Consider the following 25,989-nt stretch of genomic DNA (forward strand, 5'->3'; position numbering starts at 1 on the left):
AGATATAGTGGCAGGGSTATTTTYCTTGAAGTCAGCGCAATCATTGATTAGTACGTGCTCCCGCAATTTTAATGAGTACATTACCATACTTTCCACGGTGCGTTACCTGATTGCCAAAGTTCTTCTAGTAAGTGTTTGTCACGCAGGGTATCCATAGGCTGCCAAAAGCCGCGATGCTCATAGGCCATGAGTTGCCCATCGGTAGCCAGCGTTCTCAGCGGCTCACCTTCCCAGCTTGTTTGATCTCCCTCGATATACTTGAAAACGTCCGGACTCAGGACAAAAAAGCCGCCGTTAATCCAGCCACCATCACCACGAGGTTTTTCTAAGAAACCCTGAACGGTGTCCCTCCTAATATCAAGGGCACCATAGCGCCCGGGGGGCTGCACTGCAACAACGGTTGCTAGTTTACCATGGGCGCGGTGAAAGGCAATCTCATCGGTAATATTGATGTCTGCTAATCCGTCACCATACGTTAGGCAAAAGCACTCTTCATCTTTGACGTATGCCTCGACTCGTTTCAACCGCCCTCCTGTCAATGTATCTTCACCAGTATCTACCAGTGTAACTCGCCATGGCTCAGCTCGGCGTTCATGCACATCCATACGGTTATGCCGCATATCGAAAGTTACGTCAGACATATGTAAAAAGTAATTGGCAAAATACTCTTTGATGACATAACCTTTGTACCCGCAGCAGATGATGAACTCGTTCACACCATGGGCTGAGTAAAGCTTAATGATATGCCAAAGGATAGGTTTGCCACCGATTTCAACCATGGGTTTAGGTTTGACGAGTGTTTCCTCGGATAAGCGAGTACCATAACCACCTGCAAGAATGACTGCTTTCATGATGTTACTAGAGACTTGGGCGGGAAAACTTGGTATGTACCGGCGCGTTAGCGGATAGGGTGCTCCGTAAGCTTTCATCAAACATACTCTAGCAACTAACGGCGACCTTATAGACACCACCTGACCACAAGTTCGACGACTCTGTAATTACGCCACTCGCACACGCTTTTTTACGAAGTACACAAGCGGACGTTGCCGCCATCAATACCGAGTCTCGCAACGACTTGCCGAGTGTCTGGCATTGGTACTCACTCCCTTGCACTAGGCGGCTACTCGGCATTTTTTGACAATAGTTTTCGGCTCTTCTCGCGTAAAGCAAAGTTTACCAAGGTTGGGTTGCTTGCATCACCCAATATTGATACTTGCACCACAGATAGGATTCCGGCGTTGCTGAATAGACGTATGATTTTCGGGTTTGAGTCTTTTGCCGCCCTCACCCTAGTCCTCTCCCAAAGGAGAGGGAACACGACTCTTAGCTCCCTTCTCCCTAGGGAGAAGGGTTGGGGATGAGGTCAATTCATAGCCACATTCAGCAAAACTAGGATTCCTAAAAGCTTACGTACATGTGGTCTATCATGAAATGTGGTCTATCATGACCTCACAACAGGCTTGCAGACTTTGGAATGTTGGCCTAGGATAATAAGGCTGTCTTAAGGCTGTCTGAACATAGGCACCTAGCATAGTGTTCTCAAGATATACAGTACTAACTATAGCGTTCTTCACATATCCGGTGTAGCCTTTAATTTATGGTGCGCAACTGCAGAAAATTCCACCAACAAAAAACGGTAGCTTTTTTGCCCTTGCGTTACCTGCGCTTGAATATATCGAAGGTGGTAACATCAGCCGAAGATCACAAGTGCTTGCATAGCTTGTCGGTCAAGAGCAGTGACATGCCTCTGAGGATCAAGACGTATCCCATGGACACTTTCAGTTGTGGCAAAATGGCGATGCACCTCGAAAGGTGTGGTCATGCTTGATCGCGCCTTCTGGCACAAGCGACGTGTGCTAGTCACCGGTCATACTGGCTTCAAGGGCAGTTGGCTAACCCTTTGGCTTACGGGGCTGGGTGCTAAAGTTTGCGGTGTTGCCTTGCCACCCTCTACTCACCCCAATCTTTTTGATCTAGCCAAGGCTGCCGAAGGCATTGATCACTATATCCAAGACATTTGTAATCCCAAAGAAACAGTGGCAGTGATCCGCCGCTATGCGCCGGAAATCGTCTTTCATTTAGCTGCACAACCCTTAGTTCGCGCAAGCTACCGGAAACCTCTGGAGACGCTGGCTACCAACATCATGGGAACAGCTCACTTACTTGAAGCTCTACGCGGGCTTAATAGTGTGCGGGTTGCAGTTTTAATCACTACTGACAAAGTGTATCGTAATCTAGAGCATCCCTACCCCTACCGCGAGGGTGATCCCCTTGGTGGACACGACCCCTATAGCGCAAGTAAAGCTGCCGCTGAAATTGTGATCGCTAGTTACCGTGATGCCTTTCTGCGTGAGCAGCATGTTGCCGTGGCCTCTGCCCGAGCTGGCAACGTGATTGGCGGCGGCGACTGGTCTGAGGATCGTTTGATTCCCGATGCTATTCGCGCGTGGCAGAAGGGTGAACCTTTGCACGTGCGCCGTCCCCAAGCCGTGCGACCTTGGCAGCACGTATTGGAGCCCTTGTTTGGTTACCTGATTTTGGCTCAGCACTTGTGGCATCGCCCGCAGGATGCCGGTGCTTACAATTTCGGGCCGCTTACCCACGAAGTGGCAACGGTGCGCGAAGTCATTGAGCAGTGTCAGTGCGCCTATGGAACGGGTAAGGTCGTTTGGTGTGATGGTGATGAAGGCCCCCATGAGGCCAGTTGGCTTGCTTTGGAAATTGCTAAGGCAAAGTCAGTGCTGGGCTGGAGGCCACGCTGGTCACTTACTGAGGCTATTGAACGGACGATACGTTGGTATTGCGCATTGGAGAAAGGTGCTGACGCTCGGAAGCTCTGCGAGGCCGAGATTGTTGCTTATGAGAGATTGCCATGAGTCGATTCACGGTGACACCACTACCGCTTTCAGGCTTGAACCGAATTGAACGGCAGCGGCTAGGCGACAACCGTGGCTATCTCACGCGTATCTTCTGTGCTCAAGACTTAGCATCTATTGGCTGGAAAAAGCCCATCGCGCAGATCAACCATACTTACACCGCTAAACGCGGCACAGTGAGAGGTTTACACTTCCAATACCCACCCCACACTGAAATGAAGCTTGTTAACTGCCTGCGTGGCGAGGTGTGGGATGTGGCAGTGGACTTGCGGGTGGGATCCCCTACATTTTTGCAGTGGCATGCCGAAGTCCTTTCAGCCGAAAACGGTGTCGCACTTCTTATTCCAGAGGGGTTCGCCCACGGATTCCAAGCGTTAACCGACGATGTTGAGCTCCTTTACTGCCACAGCGCCCCTTATCACCCCGAAGCGGAAGGGGGTAGCCATGTCTGCGACCCGCGTTTGGGCATTACGTGGCCGATGCCAATTACTGTGCTCTCCGATCGCGATGATGCTTTTGCACTGCTTACTGATGATTTCAAGGGAATCGAAGTATGAACTGCCGCCACTGCGGGCACCTGCTTACCCATACGCTTATCGACCTAGGTACGGCACCCCCTTCCAATGCCTACCTCACTGCTGCAGATTTGCGTGGTCCTGAGCGCTGGTATCCCCTGCGCGTGCTAGTGTGCGACCAGTGCTGGTTGGTGCAGACTGAGGATTTTCTGGAGCGGGAGCATCTTTTTACTAACAACTACGCCTATTTCAGCTCGATCTCCAGCACTTGGTTGGCTCACGCCGAAGCCTATGTCGCCAAGGTGATTGGCTGTCTGGGGTTGTCAGCGCGAAGCCTAGTGGTAGAAGTTGCTGCCAACGATGGTTACCTGCTTCAGTACGTCCAAAAGGCGGGCATCCCCTGCTTGGGCATCGAACCGACGGCCAGCACCGCTGCCGCCGCCCGTGCTAAAGGCATCCCGATTATTGAGCGTTTCTTCGGTAAAGCGCTAGCAGAGGAACTCGCTCAGGCAGGCAAAGCAGCTGACCTGATGGTGGCCAACAATGTGCTGGCGCACGTGCCGGACATCAACGACTTTGTTAGCGGCTTTGCTCTCCTACTCAAGCCCCAAGGAGTGGCTACGTTTGAATTCCCCCACCTGTTGCGTTTGGTGCAGGAACACCAGTTCGACACTATTTACCACGAGCACTACTCGTACCTCTCACTTACTACCCTACAGGGTATCTTTGCCAAAAATGGGCTTGTGGTGTTTGATGCTGAGACGATTCCCACCCATGGGGGCAGTCTGCGCGTCTATGCACAACGAATGGGCACTGGTACTCAACCCATTAGCCCAAGGGTAGCAGAACTGCTAGCACAGGAAGAAGCAGCGGGGGTCACGAAGCTATCATTTTACGAAAAGCTGCAAACAGCTGCCGAACGGATTAAGGACAATCTACTCCTCTTTTTACTTGAAGCTAAACGCCAAGGGCGTAAAGTAGTTGGCTATGGCGCTGCAGCCAAGGGGAATACGCTGCTCAACTTTGCTGGTATCCGCGCTGACCTCTTGCCCTATGTGGTGGACAAAAACCCAGCCAAACAGGGTAAGTTTTTACCTGGAAGCCGAATACCTATTGTGAGCGAAGCGAAGATTCAACAGGAAAGACCCGATAACATTTTGATACTTCCTTGGAACTTGCGCGAAGAGGTATTAGCACAGTTGAATTATGTACAGGAATGGGGAGGGCAGTTTATGACAGCAGTACCAGAACTACATCTTTGGGATACTATTGTTAGATGAAGGTTTTACTCTCTGGCGCTAGCGGGTTCATTGGCCAATATGTTCTGAAGGCTCTACAACAGCGTGGAATCGATGTGGTGGCTGTAAGCCGCAGCCAGCCGCAGACCGCAGTCTCCTTTATAAAGGCAGACCTGTTAAGTATCGGTGACTTTGCGTCGTTGGTGCAGCAAGTACGTGCGAGCCATCTGCTGCATCTGGCTTGGTATACGGAACATGGCAAATATTGGACTTCAGCCTTGAACTTGCGTTGGGTAGAGGCAACAACCCGATTGGTAGAGGCTTTTTGTGCTGCTGGAGGTCAACAGGTTGTGGTTGCGGGCACATGTGCTGAATATGATTGGCAGTATGGCTATTGTCGGGAAGACACAACCGCTTTAAACCCTGCAACGCTCTACGGAGTCACAAAAGATGTCACCCGTCGTTTGCTTATGGCAATGTGTGCACAGTACGGGGTTCGATTTGCTTGGGGTCGGATTTTTCTGCCATATGGTAAAGGTGAATCAATTGCTCGCCTGATTCCAGCCCTAATCGAGGTGTTTTGTAAGAAGCGCCCGCCGTTTGGGGTGAATGTCCAGGCCTACCGAGACTTTTTGCATGCTTCGGATGTAGCTGAGGCATTTATCAGGCTGATCATTGAAGGTGCCAATGGTGTATATAACATATCCTCGGGAGAGCCAACACGTTTGGCTGATCTTGTAATTAAAGTGGCATCTTTGCTGGGCACCGATCCCCAAGCTGTGCTGGCACTGCCTGCAGAACGTACTGGTGAGCCACCATTGCTTGTGGGGGAGAACCTAAAGTTGAAGGCGCTCGGCTGGCGACCTGCACTGACGTTGGCGCAGGGTCTTGAGCTTTGTATCCAAGGGGGAATGAATTGATGAAACGCCTCTGCCCTATATGCGAAAGCTCGCGAGTGAAACCTTTTTTACGGCGCCCCCTAGCCCCTGTTCATCAAAACCTAGTTATAGCTAGCCAAGAGGCAGCTCGTACCGTCGCACGTGGAGAGCTAGATCTTGTAGTGTGTGAGGGGTGTGGATTTGTCTTTAACCAAGCTTTCGACTTATCGTACCTGAGTTATGGCGAGTGCTATGACAATACGCAGTCCTGTTCGGCTTACTTTGAATCCTATCTGGATGGTTTGGTGCGGGATATGGTCGAGCGCCAAGGCGTGCAGAATTGCACGATTGTAGAAGTGGGCTGTGGCAAGGGTCATTTCTTGAGAAAGATAGTTAACTATCCAGGGGCAAACAACGTCGGTTATGGTTTTGACCCGAGCTATGTAGGGCCGCTGACCGATTCAGATCACCGACTGCAATTTCGCACATGCTACTACGACCAAAGCTGTACTGACATAGCGGCTGATGTGGTAGTCTGCCGTCATGTTATCGAACATGTGCCTGAACCCATGGAGCTTCTGCGCTCCGTGCGTTCTGCTCTGATCTCTTCTCCTAAAGCTCGGGTGTTTTTTGAAACGCCATGTGTTGAGTGGATCTTCCGTAACCGAGTGATCTGGGACTTCTTTTACGAGCATTGTTCTCTTTTTACAGCACAGTCTCTCAGCTTTGCCTTCTGCCGAGCTGGGTTTGCCATTGAACGCGTTGAGCACATCTTTGGTGGGCAGTATCTATGGCTAGAAGCTCGAATAGATAGTGAACAGCGTGCTATAAAGCTTAATAACACTCAGACGTTGCAAATGGCAATAGCATATGCAGCTCATGAGAAATTACAAATTAAGGCTTGGATTAGCAAAATCAACGATCTAAATCAGCATGGTAAAGTTGCTTTATGGGGTGCAGGAGCTAAGGGAGCGACCTTTGCTAATCTGATTGATCCCAAATGTATTCTCATTGACTGCGTAGTTGATCTTAATCCGAACAAGCAAGGCCATTACCTCCCAGGCACCGGGCATCTTATAGTATCGCCTCATGAGTTGATGCAGCGTCGTGTGGAACATGTCCTTGTGATGAATCCGAATTATTTGCAAGAGATAAAGCAGCTTTGTCAGCAGCATGGGTATGCCATCAAGGTTATTGATACTGGAGAACTGCAATGAGTCAACAAGAGACGTGTGTCAATGAAGTGGTGAAGTTCAAGCAGCAGTGTGACACTGAAGTATTGCAGCAAGGACGAGATGTAACACTCTATGACGTCAGCTGTAAATGGATGAGTCGAGCGCAATGGCATAAATATCCTTACCACTTCGAATGGCTAGGACGACCCATCATCCAGTACCCGCAAGACATGGTGGCGATGCAGGAACTGATCTGGCACGTTAAACCAGATTTGATTATCGAAACCGGTATCGCCCACGGAGGCTCTCTGGTTTTCAGCGCCTCGATGCTGACGCTCTTGGATGTCTGCGACGCCATTGACGCAGGGCAAGTCTATGACCCGACCCGCTCGCGCCGCAAAGTCTTAGGCATCGACATCGAAATCCGCCCGCACAACCGCGCCGCCATCGAAGCGCACCCGATGGCCACACGCATCCAGATGATCGAAGGCTCGTCGATCGCCCCCGAGGTTATCGCGCAAGTCAAGACCATCGCACAAGGCTACGAGCGTGTGCTGGTCTGCCTTGACTCCAACCACACCCACGACCATGTGCTGGCCGAGCTGGAAGCCTATGCCCCCTTGGTGAGCGTGGGGAGTTACTGCGTGGTGTTTGATACAGTCATCGAGGACATGCCCGCGGATATGTTTCCCGATCGCCCTTGGGGGCCCGGCAACAACCCGAAAACGGCGGTGTGGGAATTTCTCAAAACCCACCCTGAATTCGAGATTGATAAGAGTATTCAGCATAAGCTGCTTATTACCGTGGCGCCGGATGGCTATCTGAAGCGAATGGCATAGACACCTTAAAGTTTTATCTCAAGGCTTTACTGACTATGGCTAACAGATCTGGGAAACAACCCTTAGTATTCCCTGCTGCGGCAGCGGATAGGGTGTCTAGACGAGAGAGATTGCCCATGCTTGATCTCACGCTTGCAAATCTTGCCATATTGACCTAAACTAGTATTCTTGTTTAAGGAAATCAATGGGCGATTAGCACAGTGGTAGCGCACTTCCTTCACACGGAAGGGGTCACTGGTTCGAGTCCAGTATCGCCCATAGGCTAGGAGCCAACTATATCAAGGCTTTTAGGGTTTGTAATTTATTTGAAGTTTCAAACAGTACCTGTTCCCCTCTAATTCATAGCTCCATTCAGCAATGCCTTCTGTGCAACGCCCGAATTAGTGGTTCTCCATCACCTCCAGTAAAGCGTCCCATAGCCGTTGGCTAACGGGTCCCGGGCAGGGGAGCAGAGTTTCATCCACTTGGCGAATGGGCATCAGTAAGCGCACAGAGGAGCTTAAAAACGCTTCGGAAGCGCTGGCCAAGTCCGCTGGGGTGAGAATGACCTCACGATGGGGTACCTCTAGCTGTTGCAAAATTTCTAATAGGGTGGCGCGGGTAATGCCGTGGAGAATGCCGACGCTAGGGGGAGGGGTTTCCACCACCCCAGCCCGCACTATCCAAACATTACTGGTGGTGGCCTCGGTGATCTGGCCTGCCCCGTTCAGCATCAGAGCATCGTCAAACCCATGTTGCTGCGCCTCTAGGAGCGCCAAGATATTGTTCAGGTAATTGCCAGTTTTAGCAGCAGGGTCAAGGGCTTCAATACTGGTGCGTTGGCGCTGGGCAATGGTTAAACGCACTCCCGCCGAGTTGAAATGGGGCTCGGGGGCGATCGCCATCAGGACAATGAGCAATCGCGGCTGGGTCGTCGGTTCAGGGCACAGGCCAATCCGTTGGTCCGCTCCCCGGGTCACCACAATGCGAATATAGTACTCCCCTTTAGGGGCAGCGGCTAAGGTACGCTCAACCTCCCTAATAATATGGGCATCGTCCCAAGGCACCGCCATGTATAGGTAAGCTGCCGACGCTCGCAGGCGAGCCAGATGATCTAGCAAGGCAAAGGGAACACCACCGTAGGTACGGATCACTTCATAGACGCTATCCCCGTAGAGAAACCCGCGATCTAAAACAGAAATGCTAGCTTCGGTACTGATAACACCGTCAAGATTGAATAGCAGCACAGCCGCAATGTCCTAGGGTTGGCGCTCTACCTCGGCCTTCATGCGCTCAAGCGTTTGATGCATCTGATCAAACATTGCTTGAGCTGACAGCCCAAACTGACTCAACTGGGTTTCTAGCTGCTTGACCGTCATCTGCGCCATAAAATCATCGGATAGCTCAAACCGCTTCATAAAGATACGGTAGCGCTCCATCAATTCTTCCATTTTTTCAATGTAGATTTTTTTGCCTTCACGGTCAAATTTGCCGTACTCAGAGCCAAGCTGCATTAACTGCTGGTAATCCAGAAACAGGTTTTGCGCCTCTTGCTGAACAATTTCTGAATCAAAAAATCCCATAGTGGTTTCTGCCCGACACAGCAATCAATGGAGTTGATCCTTAAGTGCTAAAGAGTTGGCAATACGGGTGGTGACCGTTTAGTCCTCTGCTGGCATTCTATCAAACTCCCCTGAGGCAAGTATGGGCGGGAAAACCGATCTTGCCGGTGGTGGTCAGCTCTTGTGCCCAATGGATTGCTGCGAGGAGGCTGCGGGGGTCGGCAATGCCCTGACCGGCAATATCAAAGGCAGTGCCATGATCGGGAGAGGTGCGAATAAAGGGCAGCCCAATGGTGGTGTTCACCGCGTCATGAAAGGCTAGCATCTTGACTGGAATCAGACCTTGATCGTGGTAGAGGGCAAGGTAGGCATCGTAACTGGGGTGCTGAGAGGGGGTGCCCCACCATGCGTGCGCCGCACCAATCCAGAGGGTATCCGGTGGCACAGGTCCAACAATTTCAACGTGGGGGTACTGTTGCTGAGCCCTTGTTAACCACGGGATGAGCCAGTCCACTTCTTCGCGGCCAAGATGCCCCTGCTCGCCACTGTGGGGGTTGAGGCCAGCAACGGCAATGCGCGGCTGTGCTAATCCCCGGCAGTGCTGCAAAAAACTGACAAGTAACTCTAGTTTCTGGGTTAACAGGGCCGGGGTTAAGCGGTGCGGTACCTGGGACAGGGGAATATGGGTTGTAGCCAGCAGGGTCGTGAGTACCCAGTGGGTCTGGGGCGATCGCCCCAAAAAGAGCATCCCCACCTCAGAACCACCGGTATGGCAAGCCAGAACCTCCGTTTGCCCAGAGTAATCATAGCCGGCTGCGTGCCACAACGCCTTACTAATGGGTGCGGTCACAATACCCGCCACCGTTCCAGTTTTAGCAGCAGCAATGGCGGTTTCTAGGTAAGCAAAACTCATTGCCCCCGTTGCTGAGCTGGGGTAGCCGGGACGTACATTGGAGATCAGGGGATGATCCCATACCTGTAGCAGGGCTGGATGCACAGCGGCTTGACCGCGCTGGCTGAGCCAACCGTAGGTGTCCTCAAGGAGGGAGCGACTGCCACTGATAAAAAACTGGCCTAACGCCTCAGGAGGGAAGTGCGCTAGGGCTTTGAGAACAATTTCAGCGCCAATGCCAGCGGGATCCCCAAGGGTAATGGCGAGAGCCAAGCTATGCCTCTTGTAGCATGGGTTCAGCAGCGTCTTCGTCGGTGGCTGCGGGGAGGTCGTCAGTCTCTTGTTCTGCCATAGCCGCTTGCTGTTGTTGCAGGAGTTGCTGACGGTAGCGAGCGGCCATTTCCTCCGCCTTCTCATAGACTAACTGCGGATTTCTGACCATGTCGCCCGGCTCTGGCTCTAACTGCTTGGTGGAGAGGGAGATACGTCCGCGCTCAGCATCGAGATCAATGATCATCACCTTCAACTGATCATTGACATTGAAGACACTGTGGGGCGTATCAATGTGATCATGGGAGATTTCGGAGATGTGGAGCAGGCCACTGACCCCGCCGATGTCAATAAAGGCACCGTAGGGCTTAATACCCCGCACCGTCCCAACCACTACTTCGCAGACTTCCAGCTTGTTCATCTTACGTTCAACAAGGGCACGGCGATGACTGAGGACAAGGCGGTTGCGCTCTTCATCCACTTCTAGGAATTTTAGGGGGAGCTCCTCACCGACCAGTTCTTCTTTGTTGACACGGGTACTAATGTGGGAACCGGGAATAAAGCCCCGCAGCCCTTCAATGCGCACTAAGGCACCGCCACGATTAGTGGCAAAAACCTGAGAGCGCACCGTGGCATCTTCAGCCTGAAGCTGGCGTACCCGCTCCCATGCCCGCATGTACTCAATGCGACGGATGGAAAGGGTAAGTTGCCCTTCTTCGTTTTCATCCGCAAGAATGAAAAACTCCCGGGTTTCATTGGATTGCAGGACTTCTTCGGGGCTATCGATGCGGTTGATTGACATTTCTTGAATGGGGATGTAGGCCGCAGTTTTTGCGCCTATGTCAATCAGGGCGCCTTTTGGCTCGATGCTAAAAACTGTCCCTGCTACAATATCGCCGGGATTGAAATGATAGTCGTATCGGTCGAGTAAGGCTGCAAAATCAGCGTGCGTAAAGCCCACATCTAACGTTTTTTCCTGATTGACCATGCGAGTATGTTCCTAGCTCCTTTAACGAAAATTAAGATGTATAGTGAGTTCTCAAGCGGGCAGAGTGGGTGCCATACGCAATGATACCAGCGATCGCTCGAACACTTTCTGACTGGATCTATAATAGTAGCCTAGAGTTCCCGTATTGGCTAGGCACGTCAGAAAAATCCTGCTGCGTCCAGTAAATCAACTGGAGTGGTAGGAGAGCGTGTCCCTTATCGGAAGAAAAAGGTGCTGAGGATCGCGGCAGCCGTTGAGATAAGTGCAACGGCGGGCTAGCACTTGGGGTGCATGGCGTGGATGCCAGCTGGCTCCTGATCGTTGAACCCGTCGGTCAATCCGTGTCACCCAAGACTCAACACATCCACAGCCAATGGCACAAACAATTTGAGGATGCCTCGATCCTGAGTGTTCTACTCAGAAGGTGACACGCTGCCAGACCCACGTCTGAGCTTGCTGGCGAATGGCTTGCTCAATGTCTGGGAGGGTTGCCAACTGCTCAGCAGGGGTATTACGGCAGAGAATATCGGCAATGGCATCAATGTTCTGCTGCAATTGGGCTTGATTTTCTGCAGTCATAGGATGGCGCATCGTCGAGATGTTTCTCCTACTCTAATTTTTCTCTTCAGAAGGTGGCACTCACCTAGATATACCATTGTCCTCTGAAAGGGAATAGATTAGTAAAAGGAGAGGAGTGCTATCAACGAGTAGAGAATCTGATGTGGTCTGATGTGGGTAGCGGGAGCAAAGGAAGTAAAGGAGGAGTACAGTAAACGATGCAACGTTGATATTTTTATCGAGAATTAAAACAGACAGCTGGGGTAGCAAATTGCCAATGCTGCAAAGCCCAGATTCAGCACAATTATATTGCTTGTGCATTGTTAGTGGGGGTCAACCTAAAGGAATTTGCGAACGCCTGTAAGACTTCTGTCTATGCCATCAAACAGAAAATTACGTCTCACAGAAAACCTCCGAGAAGCCCCGCACCTTCAGGTCGGGGAGGGACTGGCTTGCAATATCCCCTGTTTCCTATGTCCTGTTTAAGGTCAAATGTCAGGTTTGTTGTTGCAATCACTGTGCTATGGCTCGCCAAGAACCAGACTTTAGGGTTGATCCCCGCTTTATTGCGGGGGTGGCGGCTCTAAACCGGGGGGATTATTTGCTGGCGATCGCTGCATTTGAGGCGGTCATCGCCCAGTATGGTTTACAGCGAGAGGGGTTAAAGGCACATTTACATCTCGTTAAAGCCTATGCCCAAACCCAGCAGTGGCCAGAGGCGATCGCCCTGTGTCAGTTTCTCACCCATGCTAGGCATCCCCACATCCAAGCATGGGCACGCAAGTATCTCCCAGAACTCGAGGCGTACCGCGATGAGGAATCCACCTCCCCGAATCTGCAACTCACCGTTCCACGGCTATCCTCTGGGCACATTCAGCTTCGACCGGTGTCACGGGGGTATCTTTGGGCAAGCCAAGGGATCACGATCGCTGTGCTGGCAGGGCTAGTGTACGTCGTTATTTTGGGGGGAGTAACCTATCTGACAGGGCTACCTAACGATACCGTGGCGCTGTTGCGAGGCTGGGAAGGGGCGATCGCCGCGGCATTGGTCATCTTTTTGGGCGTGCTCCTCTTTGGCTTTGGCAGCCCCCTTTGGTCTGTTGTCTTGAGCTATGGGTATGGGCTGCGTCCCGTCAGTCTCAATGAATTAAGGGAGTACAGCCCTGATGCAGTGGCTCTCATGGACACTCTGCCATGGTCGTGGTGGCAACCCCGCCCGCAACTGCGCTGCATCATCACCACCGCCCCCCTGATTTTTAGCTATGGTCGCTGGCAACGACGGATTGTGGTGAGCGAGGGGTTACTGCGAACTGCCACCTCAGAGGAATTGGCGGCACTCTTGGCGGTGGAACTAGCACAACTGCGACAGGGGTTGAATACACTGATGGCACCTCTTGTCCTAGCGCTGCAATGTCCCTACGCGGTGTACGACCGATTGAGTCGCTGGGGCGATCGCTGGGCACCGCCCTACGGTAAGGATTGGGGACGGCGATGGGGCGCCATACCCCTATACGCGTGTTGTGCGCTGATCAGCCAAGGGAGTTACCTTGTCTTTCGGGGGCTGGAAATGCTCTTGTTTTGGACAAATCAACTGCGGCAGTACTACAGCGATCGCCAAGGAGCGGCGATGGCGGGTAACCCCAACACCTTAGTGCTGGCATGGCTACGGCTGATGCACGCCACCGCCCAAACGGTGAGCACCCAAGGCAGTATTGGCGGGGCTCTAGAATCGCTGCGGCTGCTGCTACCCTTGAACCCAACCCAGGCCGCCCTCTGGGGTGACCAACCCCTCGACTGGGGGGCGATCGCCCGCTGGGATGGGGATCACCCGCTCCGACACTGGTTCCGCTGTACCTCCTCCCATCGCCCGTTGGGGCTGCGGCTGCGAGCTTTGATGTCCTATAGCCGTCGCTGGCAGCTACCCTGCTTACTCTTGGTGTCGCCCCAACCCTTACCTCCCTTACAGCGCGGTTGGCTGCAGTTGACCCCCCTTTGGGGCGCGATCGCCGGTGGTCTGCTAGCCCTACTTTTAAGTGGCATCGGCCATTTTGCCATCCGGGTTGGGCGAGTGGGGGCAGCCCTTTGGTGGCTCACCGATTGGCAGACCCTAGGCCTAGGGCTTAGCAGTATTGGTGTTGGGCTAGGGTTGTTCCTGCGCATCAATGCCTACTACCCTCCCTTGGGCGATCGCCCAGAACCTGCGACCCTAGGGCAACTGCTGCACCGCTCCCTTGCTCTGCCCCTCGACAGCACGCCTGTTCGGCTAGAGGGTCGGCTGTGTGCTGTCACCGGTCTAAGAAATGGGTTGGGGCAGCACCTGTGGTTACAGACCGCCAACGGCCTTTGGCTCCTGCGCTGCTATAAGTCATGGGGCACGTTTTGGCCAATTGTGCAGCCACAGCAGTTAAAACAGCTTCAGAAGCGTTCTCTTGTGGTTGAAGGTTGGTTTCGGCGGGGCACCATCCCCACCGTAGAAGTGGCCACATGGCAGTGCCCAGACCTCAAACAAACCCAGCAGTGGGGGGCACCTTACTGGGCTGTAGGGGTCGCAACCCTATGGGTGCTTTACGGCCTCATCACCATCCTCGGCTGGTTGTGATATGCACATTTCCCAATCTCAATTACGCCACCTCAAAAATTGTCCGCGCCAGTTTCAGTACCGCTACTTGAACCGCTTAGGGTTACCAGACAGCCTCAGCAGTGCTCAACACCTTGGCCGTGAGTTCCACCGCCTGATGCAGCAGCATTTCCACGGCTTAGATATTCACCCTCTTCTAGAGGCTCAACCGACTTTGCGGGAATGGTTTGAGCAGTTTCAAGCGGATCTGCCCCCTATGATTGCAGGCACCGCCTACACTGAACACCGCTGTAGTACTGCCCTAGAGGGTTTTACCCTTGTTGGTATCTACGATCTGGTGATTTTTGGCACGGATCGTGCTCAAATTTTGGACTGGAAAACCTATCCCCAGCCGCCTCCCCAAAACACATTAGCACGCCATTGGCAAACCCGCCTCTACTGCTACTTGCTAGCAGCCACCACCGACTACTCCCCTGAGCAAATTTCTATGACCTACTGGTTTGCCCAAGGGGAAAGGGGGGCAACGGTCTATACGTTTCACTACACTCAAGCGCAACATCAACAGGTTGAAAACGATCTCACACAGCAGTTGCAGCAGCTTCAATACTGGCTCAACGACTATGCGCGCGGCCAAGACCTACCACAGGTCGGCCTAGAACTTAGTTCTAAGTACTGCTCCCCTTGTCCGTTTCAGGAACGCTGCCAGCGCACCCCGCCCCCCCAAGACAGTACCTTGGCACACTTTTTAGCCGTGCTCGAAGACGCGATCGTACCCCCCTAAATCCAGTTCCACAATGGCCGGTAGGCAGCTTAGGGCAGCCTCGACCAATGGCAGGCGTTCTTCCCGCACCAGTATCGACAGTAACTGTTGCCGCAGAGGAATGAGGTAGCGGACATCATTAGCGGCGTAGCGCAGTTGATCGTCACGCAGGGCGAGGGCATTCCCCCAGTCTGAACTTTGGGCAGATTTATCCAGTTCAACCCCCAGCATATCGAGGGCTAAATCCTTAAGGCCGTGCCGTGGTGAATAGGTGCGGGCAATTTTACTGGCAATTTTGGTGCAAAACACCGGCTGAACGCGGACCCCCAAATGGTGGCGCAGGGTTGCCAAATCAAACCGCGCGTAATGAAAGATTTTGGTGATGCCAGGGTGCTCTAAGAGGTGTTGCAGATGGGGAGCAGCCGTTTGCCCCCGGCCAATTTTGACCACTGCCACCTGACCGGCAGGATTACAGATCTGCACCAAACAGAGGCGATCGCGGGCAATATTTAAGCCCATTGTTTCCGTATCCACCCCTAGCTGCTCAGCATTGAGAAACTGAGCCAGTGCCGTTGCACTTAAATCATTGTCAAAACACTCTAGAGGAAAATCTAAATCCATGGCTTGCTACTCGGTCTAAGAGGGCTGTAGGTTGGGCAGAGGGTCTTGCCGTTAGCTGGGATGGGTGTCTGCGGATGGCTCTTTGCTGATGGCTATCCGCTCTAACTGCCAGAGAATTTGATTACTTTCGCGCCGTACTCGCGAAATTTGCCAGTTCCGCCATACCCACTCTTCGCCACGGCTGGTGACCGCACTGGCATGGACATCCATTAGCTCGGCTAACTCGCCGCTGGTAATGAGATAGCTTCCTGCTGCTAATTCATCGGCAATGCGCAGCGTAGCAATGAGTTCTTCAAGGCGACTCCGCCGCTCTGACCACTGCGGCGATCGCCCCCCTAGCGAATCATTGTCATTATCGGCGGACAGACCTAAAGAGGGTTCTACCATGGACACTTCTCACAAGGCGTTGCTTCCAAATCTTAATGGTAAATGGCGCACTGCCAAAGATAGTGTTCCCAAATGGCCGATCGCCCCTAGGTAACATAAACGGGCAAATTAGCCTAAGATTATCGGTAAGGTTTAACGAAGTGATACACCCGCTCTATTTTAGGAGGACATAACCCTATGGCACTCGTACCCATGCGCTTGCTGCTGGATCACGCAGCCGAAAATGGTTACGGCATCCCCGCCTTCAACGTCAATAACATGGAGCAAATCCAAGCGATCATGCAGGCGGCTCACGAAACCGACAGCCCAGTCATTCTGCAAGCGTCGCGGGGTGCCCGTAAATATGCTGGGGAAAACTTCCTGCGCCACCTGATTCTGGCGGCAGTCGAGACCTATCCCCATATTCCGATTGTGATGCACCAAGACCATGGGAACGAGCCTGCCACCTGCTACTCTGCCATTCGCAATGGCTTCACCAGCGTGATGATGGATGGCTCCCTCGAAGCGGATGCCAAAACCCCCGCTAGCTATGAGTACAACGTGGCCGTGACCAGCGAAGTGGTGAAGGTGGCTCACTCCATTGGTGTGTCGGTGGAAGGGGAACTCGGCTGTCTTGGCTCGCTGGAAACAGGTCAAGGGGAAGCGGAAGATGGCCATGGCTTTGAAGGCACCCTTGATCACTCGATGCTGCTCACCGATCCAGATCAAGCGGTGGACTTTGTAGAGCGCACTCAAGTGGATGCCTTAGCGGTGGCGATCGGCACCAGCCATGGGGCTTACAAATTTACTCGCAAACCCACGGGTGAAATTTTGGCCATCAGCCGCGTTGAAGAAATTCACCGCCGCTTGCCCAACACCCACCTAGTGATGCACGGCTCTAGCTCCGTCCCCGAAGACTTGATCGCTCTAATCAATCAATACGGTGGGGCTATTCCGGAAACCTATGGGGTGCCGGTGGAAGAAATCCAAAAAGGGATTAAGAGTGGTGTTCGCAAAGTTAACATCGACACTGATAACCGCCTAGCCATTACTGCGGCTGTGCGCGAAGCCCTTGCGCTTGCTCCCAAGGAATTTGACCCCCGTCACTTCCTCAAACCCTCGATCAAGTACATGCAAAAAGTGTGTGCCGATCGCTATCAACAGTTTGGCACCGCTGGTAATGCCAGCAAGATCAAGCAACTCAGCCTTGAAGACTACGCTGCCAAGTATGCCAAAGGCGAACTGGCCCAAGTGGTTCAGAAAGCTGTCGGGGTCTAGGAAGTCCTGAGACCTGATAGCGTGTATAGGGGTGGCTGCGGTCACCCCTTTTGCGTCTCTTCCTCAGCTTTCTAATAGGTTGCAGCGCCCAGTTACACCGAACCGTTGTTATGCATCAAACAATTCAAAGAACCCTTGCTGGCGTGGCCCGGGCAATCGTGCCTGACCTTGTTCACCAGTATCAAAAAAACACGTGGGCACAGCGCAGCTTACCCCACTTTATTATTCTTGGGGCGCAAAAGGCGGGCACAACCAGCTTGCACGATTATTTAAGCCAACATCCCCAGTTAGTTCCTTCTCTAAAAAAAGAAGTTCATTTTTTTGATGGCGGCACTCATCCTAGCATTGATACCTTTGAGAAGGGATTGCCTTGGTACCGTGCCCATTTTCCCCTCGAGAGGGACTTACAGGACGGCAAGCAGACCTTTGAGTCATCGCCGTTGTATCTTTTTCACCCTCGTGTGCCGCAGCGTATTGCCGAGGTTTTGCCCAACGTAAAGATGATTGTACTGTTGCGCAACCCCAGCAAGCGGGCAATTTCCCACTACTTTCATGAAAAGCGCAAAGGGCGGGAGCCGCTAGGAATGTACGAGGCGTTTACTAGTGAAGAACGTCGCTTGGCACCCTTGATAGAAAATGCTAACTATAACAGCCATGGGTTTATTCACCACTCCTACAAGTGTCGCGGCCTCTACCAACAGCAACTCGAGCGGTATTTTCAGCTGTTTACCAAGGAGCAATTGCTAATTTTGAGCAGTGAACACTTCTTCAGTGCCACAGCAGCTTGCCTGAGAACAGTGTTTGAGTTTATTGGGGTTGATCCAGAGTATCAGGTGACTAACTTGCAGCCCAAAAATGTCGCGAACAATCGGACAGTGGTTCCACCGCTGGTTGATGACTACTTAGACGAGTTTTTTAAGCCCCATAATGAGAGACTCTACCAACTGCTAGGGCAGGATTTTGGCTGGTAGATGCAATTAGGGTTGCTGTTGCTGCAGGAGGAGCTGCTGGGCTTGACTCGGAGTCAGCAATTGGCCATCCACCTCAATTTGTAGAACGCTATTGGCGGGRTTTTYTAATTGCTCGGGTGTTAGCGCAGAGCTGGCATCCACGCGATCGCGCTGGTCGTAGCGCCACTCGTTCTGTAGCATTCGATTCATTTGGGAGGATTCAAATCCCGTTGTCGGCGAGATAGGGTTAAATACTGGTGGTAAGGGGGCAGCAACGCTAGCCACTGGCCATAGCAGTATGCTTAGGCTAGCTATTAAGTAACGATTCATGGGTATCATGAGTTTTGTCTCCGTGATGGCGATCGCTCAAGTGGCAACTTAACTTAAAAAGATTTCCTATGCTCGTGAGATAGGTGCTGGCTATCTATCTCTAATTTTATCTGCATGTGGGGGTTCGGGGGAGCGATAAAACCCCGGCGGGGATACATGGACTCCCCCGCGCGAGTCGAGGGGAGTTAATCTCCCTGAGACAAGCAATCAACTTGTGGTACAACTATCCCAGATTTTGGTAGATAAAATGCTCGTCTGCGACGCCAAGTTGCAAGGAACTCAAGACTAGGATCAGCGGCTCGCTCAAACGCTGCGGACGGGTCTTTTTGTTCGCAACAAAGCGCTTCGCTACTGGATGGACGGGCAAGGCAAACGCACGGCTGACCTCAACAAATACTGCCGAGTTTTAGCCAAAGAGTATCCTTGGGCGAAAAAACTCAACTCGATGGCACGACCAACAATGGCAGAACGAGCGTGGTCAGCGATTTCTCGCTTCTATAACAACTGCAAGCAAAAAGTGAAGGGCAAAACGGGAACAACGCCGTCTATCTCGCAAACAAGAGGGGTCAAAAAATCGCGCCAAAGCAAGGCTTAAACTGGGAAGAAAACACCTAACAGTCCAACGCCAGCGTAAGGACTGGGCTGTGAAACTAGCCCGGTGCGTAGTGATATCTAACATCTAACGATGTCGTGGCGTATGAGGACGTGCAAATCAGAAACGTGGTGAAAACCCATCAGGTAGCCAAGTCAATTGTTGATGCAGCATGGTATCAATTCCGCCAGTGGCTGGACTATTTCGGAACCGTATTTGGGGTGGTAACTGTCGCTGTCCCACCTCAGTACACCTCCCAGACATCCTCGTGTTGCGGCCATTTGGTCAAGACATCCCTCAGCACTCGTACGCATTTGTGCCAGTGCGGAACTGTGCTGGACAGAGACCCCAACGTAGCTATCAACATTGTGGAGCTAGGTTGACGGACTGTGGGGCACACAGGCTCTTACGCCGGTGGAGACGAGGCCGATACTCATCTTCTGGAAACAGAGGTTGAGCACGTCACCTCGTTGACGCAGAAACCTTCATCGGCGACGATGAAATCCCCTCCCTTCGCTGCGCTCAGGAGGGGGAGGATGTCAAACTCATTGCATAACTGGGATGCACTCAACGACAAGCGTACGGCTTTGTAAATTTCAACAATTTTCGGTAAAGGTTGTTAGCTTCCTTCTCTAATTAGTAAAAGTTATCACCGTACTAATGGGAGAGCCTCACAAATTTGATAGTTCTGTAGTAGTAGCGATTTGCGATCTCTTAATATCCTTAATACTTTGTCTCTAGTTTTCATTGCATTTGATCCTTTTCTGATTACTCATGCCATCTGTGACGACGGCTCAGGCAATTCCACCTCTTCATAGACCAACGCCAAGGGACACTGAAAATCCAAACTCACCAGTTCTAAAATGGGGTTTTCCTCATCCGCTACATCATCTGGATAGGCCGTCAGTTCCCACTTGCCCCCACTGGTTTTGCGATAGCAGTCTATCCCCACTTTCTCGGCATCAATCAACACATATTCCTGTAGAGTAGAGATGCGGCGGTAAAACCTAAACTTATCCCCCCGGTCAAAACCAGCCGTGCTGGGCGAGAGAACTTCAACAATGAGCTTAGGATATTGGATAGCTTCTGTGGCTCGGCGATCGCGCTCATCACAACTCACCACCACATCGGGATAAAAATATGGTCCTCTTTGGCTAACCTGTACCTTCACATCTGCTACATTAATGCGACAGCCCCGTTTCCGTAGGTGTGGTCGTAATTGGCTATAAAGATTCAGGGTAATGTCATTGTGGGGCAATGTCCCACCCGTCATCGCATAGACTTCCCCATCCATGTATTCGTGTTTGATGGGTTGCTCCCTTTCCCATGCCAGATATTCATCAGGTGTTAAACCGCTAGCTTGAGGGTTGGCAATCATGACGGACCTCCATTGGGGGCGAACTCCTCTATCAGTGTCTCCATTTCTTGCAAGGCATTGGCTAAATGGGTGGCGATCGCGGCGGCAATTTTCTCCGGCTCCGTCAGAAATTCACTACGAACTCTCTACATCACAAAACCAAACAACTCGATACCGGTCATGCTTAAATTCAGTCTTCATATTATTCTTGATGCGTACCAAACACTTCGTTCCAGTTAGACTTATCTGGTCAAGACACTGCCAGCTTGCAAAACCTCTATCCATTATGCCAATGCCATTTTCAGGGGTCATCATCTGAACTGAATCGGCAAATTTTGCATCATGCCCCTGCCCAAAATGAATCAAACAGTCACTCAGGTTCCCTTGCTCTACGTTAAGACCATTGACTAACTTGACGTGGTGATAGCCTTGCAACCAAAATAATTTACTGGTCGGTGTTATCACGGTTGAATCAATGAGAAACAGCCGGTGACCTTCGACTGGGTGCCGCCGCTTCACTTGCTTAATTCACTGAGCGTGACACTCCCCGCCGTGGAACGGCGAGGCTTCTCTGAGTTAGGCTAGAGCAAAACCAATCTGCCCTAACTTGACCTTAGAAGGGGCTGCCACAGCCCCTCTACACACTCCACTCAAATCGATATTGAGCTTTGTGCTTACCTTTCTCATGATATTGCAGGCTCCATTACAGTCTGCATTGATGAGCCATCCTTGAGCAGTTCGGTACAGACCTCTAAGAATTCGTTTTCCTGATGCCTTCCACCCTTCAGGTTTTTCGCCGAATGTAGGCAAGAAGTCATTATCAAAAAACGAGGCTTGAGACGTATACGATTCTTCGGTTTCGACTAATCGAATCCCGACAATTAAACAAAGCTGCTTAATTCGTCCAAACAGCTTGTAGTGCGGAATTTGCACGAACTCCTGATTCGTTTTTGCACCCAAATTGATTTCATCTTTCTGCCCGTTGTTTCGACCGTAGATGATCGTACCGATGTCGTTTTCCAAGCAGAAGTTGACGACCCACCGTGCTGCTTTGTTGATGTAGTCTCGCACGTAGCAATTTCGCTTATGGGTATTAAGTTGGATTCGCTTCGAGGTCGCGCCCTTCATGGATGGCTTGCCATGAGTCAGAATCGATTTGAATTTGGCAACCTGCTTATTGAACCATTGGTTTCGAGATTTCAACCCTCTACCATCCAGCACAAAGGCAAGTCCAGTATTTGTCACGCCGGTCAAGAGGTTATTCAGGCCTGGGTCAAGCGCTAAAACGTTCTCAGGACACAATTTGCAGCATTGAGCAGTCTTGTCCATCGTGAAGTGAACATACTCAACAACCCACTGCCCATTCGTCGGAATGAATCGCAGTTCTCGGATCTGCACATCCTTTAATCGTTCTGGTAACGGGATGTAGAACGCATCTCTTCCAACTGCAGCTTTTCCACCGTTGCCCAAAGGAACTCGAATCAAGCCTTTCTCTACTTTCAGGGATTGCCCCGTGAATACGACCTGATACAACCCGCCTTTGGTGCGGTATCGCGGCAATTTTGGTTCATGGTCGAACTGCCCCAGTTTGAACAGTTTTGAGAGTGATTTGAAGCTTTTGAACGCCTCATTCACAGATTTCAACACTTGCTGTGCAGCCTGAGAATGTAACAGCTTCCCGTTTTCACTCTCCTTCAGTTTTGCGTAGAGGTTGACATACTTCAGAACCTTGAACGGTTTCCGTCCTTGTTCAAAGAAGTATTGCCGAGACTCATACACGCCTTGGTTGTAGAGATTGTTGGCAAGACGCGCTAACTCAGTAAGCAACTGAGCAAGCTGCTTGTCAGGTTGAAAACTATCTTTTTGGACGGCTAAAAACATCATTAGGTTAAGATGGTATGCAGTTATTATAGATGCCGATTTACGGGAATAGCAACCGTATGAGAGAAGATGGTACACAGCTAAAATCGACTCGTCATTGCACGTATCAGTCAGGACATCACTTTGTCTGGTTTCCGTTCAAGCGCCGCAAAATATTTACCAACGAAGCAATCATTGAAGCAACCAAAAGGTATGTGACTGAAGCGATTGAAAACAAAAACAACGATATGGGACTAATCGCCATTGAGGTAGACCGAACCTTGATGGATCATGTTCATGTGTTTGTGTCGTTTCCTCCTAGAATGTCAGCTTCTCAGGCGGTGACTATCATGAAAGGGTACAGTTCAAGACGGCTCAGAATGGGATTTCCACATCTCAAAAACCTGCATGAAAAATCCCAACTCTGGGCACACAGTTATTATTGGGGTACTACCGGGAACGTTTCAGCCCAGACAGTGAAACGGTATATCGAAGAATGTCAAGGCTGACTCTCCCTACTGCCGTAGGCGCGGGAACCGTTCTGTATCCCCGTCGTGAACGAGCGAGGTTTTATCCGGTTCCCGAACCCTCCGGTTTCCATGAGCATCCTAAAATCTCTCCCCAGCACTGTCAAGTTATTACTCACTCAGTTGCCCAGCCGCCATTACCCTAAACTCAACTCACCGCGATTTTTCCCCGTGTAAAAATCAATCATTTGCTGGGCATCTTGGGCAAGCCGTGCCCCTTGGATTAAGAAGATGTTGCGATACATGAACTTTCTTGAAGAGATAGCCTTCGCCTCTCCCGCGATCGCCCATGCTTCCCTAGAATAACCACTTAGGTCTGTGCCTTGTGCAATCAGACATAACGGAATGCTAGGGAAATAAAAATCATGGCAGACGAACTGGTTAAGCCGTACAATGGCGATCCCTTTGCGGGGCATTTATCCACGCCAATCTCTGACTCTGGCCTTGTGAAGACATTTATCAGTAACTTGCCCGCCTATCGTCAAGGCTTATCCCCCATTTTGCGGGGTCTTGAGGTTGGGATGGCGCACGGTTATTTTTTGATTGGCCCTTGGGTGAAGCTAGGTCCGCTGCGGGACTCGGATGTCGCCAACTTGGGCGGTCTGATTTCCGGTATTACCTTAATTCTATTGGCAACCGCTTGCTTAGCTGCCTATGGACTGGTTAGCTTCCAAAAAGCGAGTAGTAGTGGTGATGCCCTGAAGACTGGCGAAGGCTGGAGTCAGTTTACCGCTGGCTTCTTTGTAGGTGCCATGGGTGGTGCCTTTGTGGCCTTCTTTTTACTAGAAAACTTTGCCGTTGTTGATGGCATTATGAAGGGCCTCTTTAACTAAAACGAATGGCTTACCCATTTGATTGACTTGTTAACCCTCAAGGAGAACCGCTGATTATGATGGGATCTTACGCTGCGTCCTTTTTGCCTTGGATTTTTATTCCCGTTGTCTGCTGGCTCATGCCGGTTGTTGTGATGGGCTTACTCTTTCTTTACATTGAAGGAGATGCCCAAGCTTAGCGGCAATCTAGCCTTACACGCAGAATAGTCAAAGGCTGGTTAGTTGACATACTCCCCGCAGCTAAAGCTGGGGAATTCTTGTTACTGGTTCTACGACAGCACTTACGTCCTTGGGTTGCCCCGCAGACGCAGAGGTGCGTGTTTCACCAGTCGTTCCCCCTTGCGGGGCAGTTCCCTTTTGCCCAAAGGTACTGCCATTCCATGTTTCTAGCGATCGCGCGTCTTCATGTAGGCTTGAATGACCTTGAGAACCATAGGCCCACAGATGGAGCCACCGCCGCCACCGGAGTTTTCAGCAAAAGCAACAACGACAATTTCTGGATTATCAGCGGGTGCATAGCCGCCAAACCACGTGTGGTGAGGTCGCGGTGGGTCTTCGCCAGTGCCACTCTTGCCAGCGATCGCCACGTCAGGAACATTTAAGGCACTGCCGGTTCCATTGGTCACCACCTGCCGCAACCCTTGACGCACAACCCTGACCGTTGAGGGTTTTAAGTTCAAGGACTGGCGCCAGCGGTCGGGGTTATCAGAGCGAATTAAATGGGGACGAACTTTATAGCCACCGTTGGCAGGCACCGCAAACATCACTGCTGCCTGTAGAGGACTCACTTGCAATGCGCCTTGGCCAATGGACACAATTAACGAATCGCCATCGTACCACCCCTCGCCAAAGGTCTCCTTTTTCCACTGGGGATCTGGCACAAACCCCGCCGCCTCCCCAGGCAGATCAATCCCCGTTTTTGACCCCATGCCGAAACGGCGCGCCCACTCCACTAATGTTTCAGGGCCGATCCGTCGCCCCACTTGCCCAAAAAAAGTATTACTACTCCATGCCAATGCGCCAGCAAACCCTTGGGGGCCAAAACCAGCCCGGTTCCAGTCGTGAAAGGCAAACCCACCCGTGTAGAGGGCAGGATAGGTCATCAGCACAGTATCGGGGCTAAACTTACCGGACTCTAACCCCGCTACTGCTGTCACCACCTTAAAGGTGCTTGCGGGAGGAAACCCTTGGAGGGCACGATTGACAAACGGAAATTGCCGTCGTTGTAATTCATCCCACTGAGCTTGGGTCATGCGCCGCGCAAACCAGTTGGGATCAAAGGCTGGATAGCTGGCCAAGGCCAGAATGGCACCATCCCGAGGATCCATCGCCACGATCGCCCCGTTTCTATTGCCTAGAGCGGCTTCCGCTGCTTTTTGCAAATCCAGATCAACTGAAAGGACGATGTCATTGCCCGGGCGGGCGACCTTTTGACCAAGGATGCGAATCACCCTACCTTGACCATCCACTTCAACCTGTTGCCCACCCCACGTCCCCCGTAGTGTTGTTTCGTAGGTGGCTTCCACCCCCATTTTTCCTATAACATCCCCAAGGCGATACCCTTGATCGCGGCGGGCTGCCAATTCTTCTTCATTTAGCTCGCCAATGTAGCCAAGAATATGTGCGCCAATTTCCCCGTGGGGATAAAACCGCAAGGCCTCCCGATCCACTTCAACCCCGCTCAGAAAGTTGCGATGTTCTTCAAGGGCGACAATTTGAGCTTGGCTAATGCCTTGGGCAATACGAATGAGCGACGGTGAATTCACGCCCGCTTGCTCGACCCGCTGCTGAATTTCTGCTGCCGGAATTTTGAGAATTTTGGCGAGTAACTCGACGGTTTGCGGCCATTCTGGTTTTTTGGCTGCCAGTGGCCATAGGAAGACGGAGTAGGAGAAGGTGTTCCCTGCTAAAATCCGCCCTTTACGATCCAAAATTTTGCCCCGCTCCGGTGGTTTGGGAATCAGGCGAATGCGGTTTTCATCTGCCATTTGGCGATTGCGATCGCCCTCAACCAACTGTAAATAACCAAGGCGAGCACCAATGCCACCAAAGAGAAACGCGCTCATCACACATAACAGGACGAGAACCCGTCCTTGCTTACCCACCGCGCGATCGTAGGCTTGATAAGTCGCAGCTCGCGTTTTCAGCATGGCCATAGGCAGTGAGA

The 25,989-nt window shown here is 51.7% G+C and carries 27 protein-coding genes, 1 tRNA gene and 2 pseudogenes; 16 read left to right on the top strand and 14 right to left on the bottom strand.

The genetic code is table 11. The features are described from left to right. Positions 1 to 80 precede the first annotated feature (80 nt). Positions 81 to 851 carry a glucose-1-phosphate cytidylyltransferase gene (gene rfbF, locus L5220_RS03480; protein WP_499571621.1) on the bottom strand — a complete coding sequence of 257 codons (771 nt, stop codon included), beginning with the start codon at positions 849 to 851 and terminating at the stop codon, positions 81 to 83. A gap of 969 nt (positions 852 to 1,820) precedes the next feature. Here rfbF and rfbG point away from each other — a divergent pair. The 7 genes from rfbG (at position 1,821) to L5220_RS03515 (ending at position 7,779) form a co-directional block, all read left to right on the top strand. Continuing rightward, on the top strand, positions 1,821 to 2,876 hold the full coding sequence (gene rfbG, locus L5220_RS03485) for a CDP-glucose 4,6-dehydratase (RefSeq protein ID WP_499571623.1): 1,056 nt from the start codon (positions 1,821 to 1,823) through the stop codon (positions 2,874 to 2,876). Then, positions 2,873 to 3,433, top strand: a complete 561-nt coding sequence (locus L5220_RS03490; protein WP_499571625.1) for a dTDP-4-dehydrorhamnose 3,5-epimerase family protein — start codon at positions 2,873 to 2,875, stop codon at positions 3,431 to 3,433. The genes rfbG and L5220_RS03490 overlap by 4 nt, the downstream gene beginning before the upstream one ends. Next, positions 3,430 to 4,671, top strand: a complete 1,242-nt coding sequence (locus tag L5220_RS03495; protein ID WP_499571627.1) for a class I SAM-dependent methyltransferase — start codon at positions 3,430 to 3,432, stop codon at positions 4,669 to 4,671. Before L5220_RS03490 ends, L5220_RS03495 begins: the two co-directional genes overlap by 4 nt. Next, on the top strand, positions 4,668 to 5,549 hold the full coding sequence (locus L5220_RS03500) for an NAD-dependent epimerase/dehydratase family protein (protein ID WP_448526567.1): 882 nt from the start codon (positions 4,668 to 4,670) through the stop codon (positions 5,547 to 5,549). Before L5220_RS03495 ends, L5220_RS03500 begins: the two co-directional genes overlap by 4 nt. Next, positions 5,549 to 6,724: a class I SAM-dependent methyltransferase gene (locus L5220_RS03505; RefSeq protein ID WP_448526566.1), complete on the top strand. Its 1,176-nt coding sequence runs from the start codon at positions 5,549 to 5,551 to the stop codon at positions 6,722 to 6,724. Before L5220_RS03500 ends, L5220_RS03505 begins: the two co-directional genes overlap by 1 nt. Further along, complete coding sequence (locus L5220_RS03510) at positions 6,721 to 7,521, top strand: cephalosporin hydroxylase family protein (RefSeq protein ID WP_448526565.1); 801 nt, start codon at positions 6,721 to 6,723, stop codon at positions 7,519 to 7,521. Before L5220_RS03505 ends, L5220_RS03510 begins: the two co-directional genes overlap by 4 nt. A 186-nt stretch (positions 7,522 to 7,707) precedes the next feature. Further along, a tRNA-Val gene (locus L5220_RS03515) sits at positions 7,708 to 7,779 on the top strand. A 122-nt stretch (positions 7,780 to 7,901) separates the two neighbouring features. Here the strand turns inward: L5220_RS03515 and L5220_RS03520 are convergent. The 6 genes and pseudogenes from L5220_RS03520 to L5220_RS03545 all read right to left on the bottom strand — a co-directional run bounded on the left by L5220_RS03520 (position 7,902) and on the right by L5220_RS03545 (position 11,791). Continuing rightward, on the bottom strand, positions 7,902 to 8,747 hold the full coding sequence (locus L5220_RS03520) for an aminotransferase class IV (RefSeq protein WP_448526564.1): 846 nt from the start codon (positions 8,745 to 8,747) through the stop codon (positions 7,902 to 7,904). Between the two features lie 12 nt (positions 8,748 to 8,759). After that, complete coding sequence (locus tag L5220_RS03525; RefSeq protein WP_448515072.1) at positions 8,760 to 9,083, bottom strand: DUF1825 family protein; 324 nt, start codon at positions 9,081 to 9,083, stop codon at positions 8,760 to 8,762. A 100-nt stretch (positions 9,084 to 9,183) separates the two neighbouring features. Next, positions 9,184 to 10,227, bottom strand: a complete 1,044-nt coding sequence (gene pdxA / locus L5220_RS03530; protein WP_499571630.1) for a 4-hydroxythreonine-4-phosphate dehydrogenase PdxA — start codon at positions 10,225 to 10,227, stop codon at positions 9,184 to 9,186. A 1-nt stretch (position 10,228) separates the two neighbouring features. After that, positions 10,229 to 11,212: a 30S ribosomal protein S1 gene (locus L5220_RS03535; RefSeq protein ID WP_099799021.1), complete on the bottom strand. Its 984-nt coding sequence runs from the start codon at positions 11,210 to 11,212 to the stop codon at positions 10,229 to 10,231. Between the two features lie 186 nt (positions 11,213 to 11,398). Beyond that, positions 11,399 to 11,587, bottom strand: a pseudogene (locus L5220_RS03540) (hypothetical protein); the annotation flags it as partial. A gap of 42 nt (positions 11,588 to 11,629) precedes the next feature. Next, complete coding sequence (locus tag L5220_RS03545) at positions 11,630 to 11,791, bottom strand: hypothetical protein (protein ID WP_448525167.1); 162 nt, start codon at positions 11,789 to 11,791, stop codon at positions 11,630 to 11,632. Positions 11,792 to 12,293: 502 nt separating this feature from the next. On the opposite strand from L5220_RS03545, the gene L5220_RS03550 reads away from it, so the two are divergent. Continuing rightward, the gene (locus tag L5220_RS03550; RefSeq protein ID WP_499571634.1) at positions 12,294 to 14,369 is read left to right on the top strand and encodes a M48 family metalloprotease; all 2,076 of its coding nucleotides are present in this window, start codon (positions 12,294 to 12,296) and stop codon (positions 14,367 to 14,369) included. A gap of 1 nt (position 14,370) precedes the next feature. Continuing rightward, positions 14,371 to 15,129, top strand: a complete 759-nt coding sequence (locus L5220_RS03555; protein WP_499571636.1) for a PD-(D/E)XK nuclease family protein — start codon at positions 14,371 to 14,373, stop codon at positions 15,127 to 15,129. On the opposite strand, the gene L5220_RS03560 is transcribed toward L5220_RS03555, so the two are convergent. Both L5220_RS03560 and L5220_RS03565 read right to left on the bottom strand, forming a co-directional pair. Next, positions 15,094 to 15,729 carry a ribonuclease D gene (locus tag L5220_RS03560; RefSeq protein ID WP_499571638.1) on the bottom strand — a complete coding sequence of 212 codons (636 nt, stop codon included), beginning with the start codon at positions 15,727 to 15,729 and terminating at the stop codon, positions 15,094 to 15,096. The genes L5220_RS03555 and L5220_RS03560 overlap by 36 nt on opposite strands. A gap of 51 nt (positions 15,730 to 15,780) precedes the next feature. Further along, positions 15,781 to 16,116: a hypothetical protein gene (locus L5220_RS03565; protein ID WP_499571640.1), complete on the bottom strand. Its 336-nt coding sequence runs from the start codon at positions 16,114 to 16,116 to the stop codon at positions 15,781 to 15,783. 177 nt (positions 16,117 to 16,293) lie between these two features. On the opposite strand from L5220_RS03565, the gene fba reads away from it, so the two are divergent. Further along, positions 16,294 to 17,373 carry a class II fructose-bisphosphate aldolase gene (gene fba / locus L5220_RS03570; protein WP_448515066.1) on the top strand — a complete coding sequence of 360 codons (1,080 nt, stop codon included), beginning with the start codon at positions 16,294 to 16,296 and terminating at the stop codon, positions 17,371 to 17,373. 158 nt (positions 17,374 to 17,531) lie between these two features. Beyond that, on the top strand, positions 17,532 to 18,344 hold the full coding sequence (locus L5220_RS03575) for a sulfotransferase domain-containing protein (protein ID WP_499571642.1): 813 nt from the start codon (positions 17,532 to 17,534) through the stop codon (positions 18,342 to 18,344). Positions 18,345 to 18,350: 6 nt separating this feature from the next. On the opposite strand, the gene L5220_RS03580 is transcribed toward L5220_RS03575, so the two are convergent. Beyond that, positions 18,351 to 18,533, bottom strand: a complete 183-nt coding sequence (locus L5220_RS03580; RefSeq protein WP_499571644.1) for a hypothetical protein — start codon at positions 18,531 to 18,533, stop codon at positions 18,351 to 18,353. A 704-nt stretch (positions 18,534 to 19,237) separates the two neighbouring features. Between L5220_RS03580 and L5220_RS03585 the strand changes: the two are divergent. Together L5220_RS03585 and L5220_RS03590 are read left to right on the top strand one after the other, a co-directional pair. Next, positions 19,238 to 19,336: pseudogene (locus tag L5220_RS03585) on the top strand (hypothetical protein); the annotation flags it as partial. Between the two features lie 130 nt (positions 19,337 to 19,466). Then, positions 19,467 to 19,628: a zinc ribbon domain-containing protein gene (locus L5220_RS03590; RefSeq protein WP_499571726.1), complete on the top strand. Its 162-nt coding sequence runs from the start codon at positions 19,467 to 19,469 to the stop codon at positions 19,626 to 19,628. 389 nt (positions 19,629 to 20,017) lie between these two features. Here L5220_RS03590 and L5220_RS03595 read toward each other — a convergent pair whose 3' ends face one another. From L5220_RS03595 to L5220_RS03605, 3 genes are all read right to left on the bottom strand, one after another. Continuing rightward, positions 20,018 to 20,623: a Uma2 family endonuclease gene (locus L5220_RS03595; protein ID WP_499571646.1), complete on the bottom strand. Its 606-nt coding sequence runs from the start codon at positions 20,621 to 20,623 to the stop codon at positions 20,018 to 20,020. A 114-nt stretch (positions 20,624 to 20,737) separates the two neighbouring features. Continuing rightward, a complete protein-coding gene (locus L5220_RS03600) occupies positions 20,738 to 21,121 on the bottom strand; it encodes a transposase (RefSeq protein WP_499571648.1) in 384 nt (127 codons plus the stop codon). A 57-nt stretch (positions 21,122 to 21,178) separates the two neighbouring features. Beyond that, on the bottom strand, positions 21,179 to 22,486 hold the full coding sequence (locus L5220_RS03605; protein WP_499571650.1) for an RNA-guided endonuclease InsQ/TnpB family protein: 1,308 nt from the start codon (positions 22,484 to 22,486) through the stop codon (positions 21,179 to 21,181). A gap of 56 nt (positions 22,487 to 22,542) precedes the next feature. Here L5220_RS03605 and tnpA point away from each other — a divergent pair, with 56 nt between their 5' ends. The 3 genes from tnpA to L5220_RS03620 all read left to right on the top strand — a co-directional run bounded on the left by tnpA (position 22,543) and on the right by L5220_RS03620 (position 24,001). Next, positions 22,543 to 22,971, top strand: a complete 429-nt coding sequence (tnpA, locus tag L5220_RS03610) for an IS200/IS605 family transposase (RefSeq protein ID WP_499571652.1) — start codon at positions 22,543 to 22,545, stop codon at positions 22,969 to 22,971. 383 nt (positions 22,972 to 23,354) lie between these two features. Further along, entirely contained in the window at positions 23,355 to 23,822 is a 468-nt protein-coding gene (locus L5220_RS03615) for a photosystem I reaction center protein subunit XI (RefSeq protein WP_099798456.1), read from the top strand. 56 nt (positions 23,823 to 23,878) lie between these two features. Continuing rightward, positions 23,879 to 24,001 carry a photosystem I reaction center subunit VIII gene (locus L5220_RS03620; protein WP_099798457.1) on the top strand — a complete coding sequence of 41 codons (123 nt, stop codon included), beginning with the start codon at positions 23,879 to 23,881 and terminating at the stop codon, positions 23,999 to 24,001. Between the two features lie 207 nt (positions 24,002 to 24,208). On the opposite strand, the gene mrdA is transcribed toward L5220_RS03620, so the two are convergent. Beyond that, positions 24,209 to 25,972, bottom strand: coding sequence for a penicillin-binding protein 2 (mrdA, locus tag L5220_RS03625; RefSeq protein ID WP_499571654.1), 1,764 nt, complete (start codon positions 25,970 to 25,972; stop codon positions 24,209 to 24,211). Positions 25,973 to 25,989: the final 17 nt, after the last annotated feature.

It is taken from the genome of Synechococcus sp. PCC 6716 (genome assembly GCF_022570815.1).
Taxonomy (GTDB): Bacteria; Cyanobacteriota; Cyanobacteriia; order Thermosynechococcales; family Thermosynechococcaceae; genus Thermosynechococcus; species Thermosynechococcus lividus.